Origin of the sequence: Desertibacillus haloalkaliphilus, assembly GCF_019039105.1 — a bacterium.
Taxonomy (GTDB): Bacteria; Bacillota; Bacilli; order Bacillales; family KJ1-10-99; genus Desertibacillus; species Desertibacillus haloalkaliphilus.
The window spans coordinates 1-355 of the sequence record NZ_JAHPIV010000450.1 but is presented as its reverse complement, the minus strand read 5'-3'; the positions used below and the strand labels follow the sequence as shown (position 1 = coordinate 355).

Genomic DNA, 355 nt, shown 5'->3' with positions numbered 1-355 from the left:
GATTCAGTTTGGTGAAAAGGGGCAATTAGCTGGTTCGCTCTCCTTTCCAGAAACATCACCTGTCGCGTTACCTGCTATTCTTATTCTTGCTGGTTCAGGCCCGCTTGACCGAAATGGGAATGGAACAAGAAAAGGCCCAATGTTGCATCTTTACAACCAGCTTGCTGCTTTTTTAACGGAATGTGGGTTTGTCGTATTGCGCTATGATAAACGGGGGACGGGGAAAAGTAGTGGAGATTTCATAAAGACAGGGTTTTGGGACTTAATTGACGATGCCAAGGCCGCACTTCACTTTCTAAGAGACCAACCAATTGTTGATCGAAATAAAGTATTTATACTCGGACATAGTGAAGGC

General features: G+C 44.5%; 1 protein-coding gene. It reads left to right on the top strand.

What is annotated here, in order from left to right; genetic code table 11:
• Positions 1–355 (top strand): alpha/beta hydrolase family protein (locus KH400_RS22750; RefSeq protein ID WP_217228523.1); only part of this gene is annotated, 355 nt, incomplete at both ends.